Here is a 6,552-nt window from a genome sequence, read left to right on the forward strand (position 1 = left end):
CGCTCTGGCCGCTCTATGAGGCGCTGAACCGGCCGATGCAGCCGGTGCGCGCGGTGCTGGAGATGGCCGGCCGGGCGCCACGCCGGTTCCTGGCCTATGCCTTCGCCGAGCCGCGCGGGCCGCAGGGCTTCGATGGGCCGGTGCTGATGGAGGCGATGATGCTGCTGCTGCCCGCAGGCGAGGGCGCAGGCGGGCGTCCGGTCGGCACCGCCTGCCGCATCTGCCCGCGCGCGCAATGCCCCGGACGGCACGAGCCGTCGATCCTGCCCAGCGAAGAGGCCTGATCTGCGACCCATGGCCAGTTTGACACGCGCCCCCGCCGCCGCGATAGTCGGGACCCAGAAGAGGGGGAACAGCATGGCACAGGGGCAGGTCCTGCTGGTCGAGGACGAGCCGCATATCGCCGAGGCGATCCGGTTCATCCTAGGCCGGGCGGGCTGGGCGGTGGAGGTGGAGCCGGACGGCGCGCGGGCGCTCGCGCGGGTGCGTGCGCTGCGCCCCGATGTCGTCGTGCTGGACCTGATGCTGCCGGGCAAATCGGGGCTGGAAATCCTCACCGACATGCGCGCCGACCCTGCGCTTGCGCAGCTGCCGGTGCTGATGCTGACCGCGCGCGGGCAGGAGCGCGACCGTGAGGCCGCCCAGAATGCGGGGGCCACGGCCTTCCTCGCCAAACCTTTCGCCAATGCCGATGTGCTGGCCGCTGTCGAGGCGGTCGCGGCCGCGCCGCGGTAATGGCCGGGCGCGAACGCCCCCTGTTCCTCGCGCGCCGCTCCTACCGGCGGCGGCGGATGATGGACGCGGCGCGCATCCTGCCGCTCGCGGGGGGGCTCCTCGTCTTCGTACCGCTGATCTGGAACCCGCAGCCGGGCACTGCGGCGACGGGGCTTTATCTGTTCGGGATCTGGATGGCGCTGATCTGCGCGGCCTTCGCGCTGGCCCGCGGCCTCGGGCCTGCGCTGGAGGCCGAGGAGGAGACCCTCGCCGGGCCCGAGGAGGACCACCGCTGAGATGGCCTTCGACGTTCTCATCGCGGTCTGCCTCACCTATGTGATCCTGCTTTTCGCGGTGGCCTTCGTGGCCGAGCGCCGGGCGCGCGCGGGGAGGTTACGGTTCCTGCGCAGCCCGCTCGTCTACACACTGTCACTGTCGATCTATTGTACCGCCTGGACGTTCTATGGCGCGGTCGGCTACGCGGCGCGCTCGGGCCTCGAATTCGCGACGATCTACCTCGGCCCGACGCTGGTTTTCGTGGGCTGGTGGTGGATCCTGCGCAAGCTGGTGCGGATCGGGCGCACGCATCGGGTCACCTCGATCGCGGATCTGATCTCCTCGCGCTACGGCAAATCGAATGGCCTCGGCATCATCGTCACGGTGATTTCGGTGGTGGTCGCGGCCCCCTACATTTCGCTTCAGCTGCAATCGGTTACGCTCAGCTTCGGGGTCTTCGCCGGGCATGCGGGCGAGGGCGCTTTACCCGATCCGGGGCGGATGGTGCTCTGGCTTGCCTGCGGGCTGGCGCTGTTCACGGTGCTGTTTGGCACCCGCAACCTCGATGCGAACGAGCGCCACCACGGGGTGGTGATGGCGATCGCGGTCGAGGCGGTGGTGAAGCTGGCCGCGCTGCTTGCGGTCGGGGTGTTCGTGGTCTGGGGGCTCGCGGGCGGGCCTGTGGAAATGTTCGCGCAGATTACCGCGGCCGAGGCGCCGGGCTGGGCGCTGCAGCCGGGCCGTTTCGCCGGGCTGACCTTCGTCTCCGCCGCGGCGGTGCTGACCTTGCCGCGGATGTTCCAGGTGCTGGTGGTGGAGAACGTGGACGAGCGCCACCTCGCCACCGCCAGCTGGGCCTTCCCGGCCTATCTGATGGGGATGTGCCTGTTCGTGGTGCCGATCGCGGTGATGGGCCTCGCGCGGATGCCCGAAGCGAACCCCGACCTCTTCGTGCTCACGCTGCCGCTCGCGCAGGGGCACGACAAGCTCGCCCTGCTGGCCTTTCTGGGCGGGTTCTCGTCGGCCACCTCCATGGTGATCGTCGCCGCGATCGCGCTTGCCACCATGGTCTCGAATCACATCGTCACGCCGCTCTGGCTCGCCCTGCGCCGCAGCGAGGCGCCCGATGTCCGCGGCGTGGTGCTGATCAGCCGGCGGCTCTCCATCGCGGGCGTCCTGGCGCTCGGCTATGGCTACAACCGGCTTTCGGGCGGCGGCGATGCGCTAGCGGCGATCGGGCTCATCGCCTTCGTCGGCGTGGCGCAGGTGCTGCCCACGCTGCTCGGCGGCATTTTCTGGCGCGGCGCCACGCGGATCGGCGCCACCGCGGGCCTGCTCACCGGCTTCGCGATCTGGCTGTATACGCTGTTCCTGCCCTCTGTCGGCGGCCATGGGCTGCTGCCGGAAACGCTGATGACGGCCGGGCCTTTTGGCCTCTCCTGGCTGCGGCCGCAGGCCTTGTTCGGGCTGGAGGGAATGGATGCGCTGGTCCATGCCATGGTCTGGAGCCTGCTGCTCAACACGCTGGCATTTCTTGCGTTTTCGCTCCTGTCCTTCCCCGGGCCGCTGGAGCGGCTGCAGGGGGTGGCCTTCGTCAATGTCTTCGATCACGGCGCGGGGGCCAAGGGCTGGGCGCGCGGGCAGGCGGAGGCGGAGGACCTGCTTTCCATGGCGCAGCGGATCCTGGGCGGGGAGGCCGCGCAAGAATTCTTCCAGAGCCAGTCCGCGGCGCAGGGCAAGGCCGGGTTCCTGCCCGACCCGACCCCGGTATTCCTCGCGCGGCTGGAGCGCGAGCTGGCAGGCTCCGTGGGGGCGGCCACGGCGCATGCGATGATGGCGCAGCTGACCGGCGGCACATCTGTGAGCATGCAGGATCTGATCGCGGTCGCCGGGGAGGCTGCGGAGATCAAGGAGCATTCCTCGCAACTTCAGGCCAAATCCGAAGAACTCGCGCGGACCGCGCGCGCGCTTGGCGAGGCGAACGACAAGCTGACCGAGATTGCCCTGCAGAAGGATGCCTTCCTGGGCCAGGTCAGCCATGAGCTGCGCACACCGATGACCTCGATCCGCGCGTTTTCCGAGATCCTGATGGAGCCGGGCCTGCCCGAGGATGTCCGCGCCCAATATGCCGGTATCATCCACGAGGAGGCGCGGCGCCTGACCCGGCTCCTGGACGAACTGGTGGATCTGAGCGTGCTGGAGAACCGCCGCGCGCAGCTGACCATAACGCCCGTCAACCTGCACGACCTGATCCGCCGCGCGATCCAGTCCTCCTCCTCGACCCGGCCTGAGCGTGATTTTCGCTATGACCGCGATCCGGCGCGCGAGCAGGTCATGGTCCTGACCGATGCCGACCGGCTGGTTCAGGTCTTCATCAACCTGATCTCCAATGCGCGCAAATACTGCGATGCGGATCCCGGTGTCCTGCGGATCGAGACCCGGCGCCGCGGTGGGAGGTTGCAGGTGGATTTCATCGATAATGGCACCGGGATCGCGCGGCGCGATCAGCGGCTGGTGTTCGAGAAATTCTCCCGGCTGGAGGGGGCGGAGCGGGTCCCGGGGGCAGGGCTCGGCCTGGCGATCTGCCGGGAGATCATGGGCAATCTCGGCGGCAGTATCGATTATCTGCCCGGTCAGGGTGGCGCCGCTTTTCGCGTCGTCTTGCCGCTGCGCCGCCGCGACGCGGCAAAAACTGCATCTGGGGCCGTCCGGCTAAACGGATCGTAAACCCTGATCTGCGAATCCTAGTCCTACAGGTCCGGTCTCGCGCGAGCGGGCGGGCATCACGGGTGACGCGGGGGCAGACGAGTGCAGGGTCAGACGGTAATGCGACGCAAGGCGGATGCAGGGCGCCAGAACTCGGGCGAAGTTGCGGAAGCGACGCCGGACAAGGCGATTTCCATGGCCGTGACCAAGGCCGCCCGGGAGACCCTGGGCCTTGAGATCAGCGTCGATAACCTGCGCGAGCGGCGGATGAGCCTGGCGGAGCTTCCCGAAGCGATTGAGGAATTTTCGCTGCTGATGCTGATCGAAGGGCCGGCGGAGGCTCTTGGGGTGATTGCAATCCCCTCGGCGACGCTCTCGGTGATCATCGAAATGCAGACGACCGGGCGGCTGAGCCGCATTGTGCCTGCGCCCCGGCGCCCGACGCGCACGGATGCGGCCATGGCCGCCGATCTCGTCGATGCATTGCTCGGCGCGATCGAGGACGAGCTGGCTTCGACGGATGCCGCCGTCTGGGCAGGCGGATTCCGGTATTCGTCCTGCCTGGAGGATGCGCGTCCGCTGGAAATGCTGCTCGAAGATCTACCTTATCGGGCCTGGGCGATGGATCTGAAGATGGGCGAAGGCGGAGCGCGCCACGGCAATCTGCTGTGGATCGTGCCGGCGCAGGGGCGTGGCAAGCGCGGCTTGCTTCCGGGTGGGCGCGACAGTGCTGCCGCGCGTGCCGAAGATCTGGCTGAGCGGGAATGGAATGATCGGCTGGAAAATTCTGTTTGTGCCACCCAGGCGCTGATGGATGCGGTGCTGCATCGGTTCACGCTGCCGCTTTCCACGGTGATGGCGCTGCGCGAGGGCATGACGATTCCGTTGCCCTCGGATGCGTTGACCCGGCTGCGCATCGAAGCGGGCGGACGGACGTTGTCGCATGCCCGTCTCGGCCAGCACAGCGGCATGCGTGCGCTGCGCCTCATCGATGACGAAAGCTTCGAAGATAACGTCATCCCCTCGGTGCGTCGCGCGACGCCGAAACTCGATGTCGTGGCTCCGCAGCGGCATGCGGGCACGGGGCCGGTGCCGGTGGACATGAATGGCCAGTCCCGCCACTTAGATGCGGATGAAGGCCCGGCGGAGTTTCCCGCCCAACGCACCGCGGCCGGGTAAGAGCTTCGCGGGGTGACATGTCTCGCGCTTGTGGTTGTCGTCCGAGGGCTTATTGGCTACGCCCTGATCCGGCGTTTCGTGCAATGTGAAGCATGTGTTGGGGGTTGAAGCGGCTTTGCCCTATCCGTGCGTCGGGGGCGAGTTGCGTTGATGCAGCTGCACCTCCGCCTCTGCTCCGGCCGTTCCTCTTGAGGGTGTCCGTTTAGAGCAGAAGACTCTTTCTGGCTCGCGCCGGGTGTTTCAGGTTCGCCTCCATCCGGGAGTGGGCTTGACGCGCATACCGTCCTTCGATGATGAAAGGGGGTTCTTGAAGGGTGCATCCGAGCCGCTCGACACAAGAGCGGGCGCAAGAGATCGCAGCATTCTATTGTTCTGGGTGGATTTTCCGGACGAAACGAAGTTCGGTGACATTGCCAGAGAGTAAAGAGCTCGTCGGCTTTCCTCCAGCTCTGGCGCTGCGTCCTTGCAGGGCTACGGTCGACATCCTGGTCCACAGAGCCATGCCGGGTTTGCGCCAAGATAGGTCCAGATTCTCCTCAGCGCAGATCGCCCGGCCATCCTCATTTGCCGGGAGTGAGAGCGATTCGAGAAGGAGGCATCCGGCCGTTCCCGGGCATCCGGCGGCAAAGCAGTCCTATGGATCGAGTTCTGCTCACATGTCAGGTCTCGATGGGGATCCATCCCAGGTAAAGGGTGCAGACTTGCCTATGCAGTCCGAGATTGCACTGGCGCAGGATTCTTGCTGCTCCATCGAAGATCTGATGATCGCAGTCCAATGCGGTACGCTGCTGGTGGTCTAAAGGGACTGTGTGTCTGATGAAATGCGGAAAACATTTTGGGCCAGAGAAAACTACCGATGAAGCCGACGCGAAAGAGCTAAACGGCCTGCACGGACGTCGGTATCTCCGGCTATCCCTTATGCGACATGGTCGCATGCTGTCTCAACAAGCTGAAGAACAGCCATCGTCTATGACGGATCCGCAAGCCATTTCCTCGGCGTCTCAGATGTCCCATGCCTCGCTCAGGTGTTTGCCCCCGGGTTTTGATGGTGCGGTTCATTTGCTTGAATGGAGGGAAGCGCTCAGGGCCACATTCGTCAGGGCTGCGCCGCGACCAGACACGCCATCCGAGCAACAACGCCGCGATCGCAAGCTGCGACCGCGGCGTTGAGCCGGGAATTCGGGTGACCCCCAAAATCGTCGCGACGTGGCGAAAGCGCGAGACGGTTGAGGATCGTAAGACCGGACCGAAGACGCCGCGACCGGGCGTTCTGAGCGAGGTGGAGGAAGCGATGATTGAACCGCTCCGGGTTTGCCGACGGCTGATTTTCGTTAGTTGCGCGGCCATGGGTTCAATTTCCAGGGTTGCGTAGAAGTTGGTCTCGGCTTCGGCAAGCCTGCGGCGAGACCATGTTGGAAATCCGCGCACGAAAAAACGCGCAGGCCCTGCTGGATGCGGCGGACGACAAATGATCCAGAGCATCCAGCAGGGCCTTCTGGCCGATGGCGTCACGGTGTCTATCGCCAGGCTCTGCGCCTGGTTCGGCGTGCCGCGGCGAACGGTCTGCTACACGCCGGTCAAGGCGGCACCGAAGGTCGATCCGCGCTTTGCCGAGCCGATCAAAGCGATGATCGAGGCGGAGCCGTCCTTCGGCTATCGCACGGTGGCCTGGCTGCT

The 6,552-nt window shown here is 66.2% G+C and carries 4 protein-coding genes and 2 pseudogenes; all 6 read left to right on the forward strand.

Features of this window, described 5'->3' with window-relative positions; translation table 11 throughout:
• Positions 1–284, forward strand: a pseudogene (locus tag ACOMG5_RS17360) (XRE family transcriptional regulator); the annotation flags it as partial.
• Positions 285–357: 73 nt separating this feature from the next.
• On the forward strand, positions 358–735 hold the full coding sequence (locus ACOMG5_RS17365) for a response regulator transcription factor (RefSeq protein WP_420345043.1): 378 nt from the start codon (positions 358–360) through the stop codon (positions 733–735).
• Positions 735–1,010: a hypothetical protein gene (locus tag ACOMG5_RS17370; RefSeq protein ID WP_420345044.1), complete on the forward strand. Its 276-nt coding sequence runs from the start codon at positions 735–737 to the stop codon at positions 1,008–1,010. The genes ACOMG5_RS17365 and ACOMG5_RS17370 overlap by 1 nt, the downstream gene beginning before the upstream one ends.
• Before the next feature lies 1 nt (position 1,011).
• Entirely contained in the window at positions 1,012–3,717 is a 2,706-nt protein-coding gene (locus ACOMG5_RS17375) for an ATP-binding protein (RefSeq protein WP_420345045.1), read from the forward strand.
• A 174-nt stretch (positions 3,718–3,891) separates the two neighbouring features.
• Positions 3,892–4,875, forward strand: a complete 984-nt coding sequence (locus ACOMG5_RS17380; protein ID WP_420345046.1) for a FliM/FliN family flagellar motor switch protein — start codon at positions 3,892–3,894, stop codon at positions 4,873–4,875.
• A gap of 1,468 nt (positions 4,876–6,343) precedes the next feature.
• Positions 6,344–6,552, forward strand: a pseudogene (locus ACOMG5_RS17385) (IS3 family transposase); the annotation flags it as partial.

It is taken from the genome of Paenirhodobacter sp., assembly GCF_041916475.1.
GTDB lineage: Bacteria > Pseudomonadota > Alphaproteobacteria > Rhodobacterales > Rhodobacteraceae > Rhodobacter.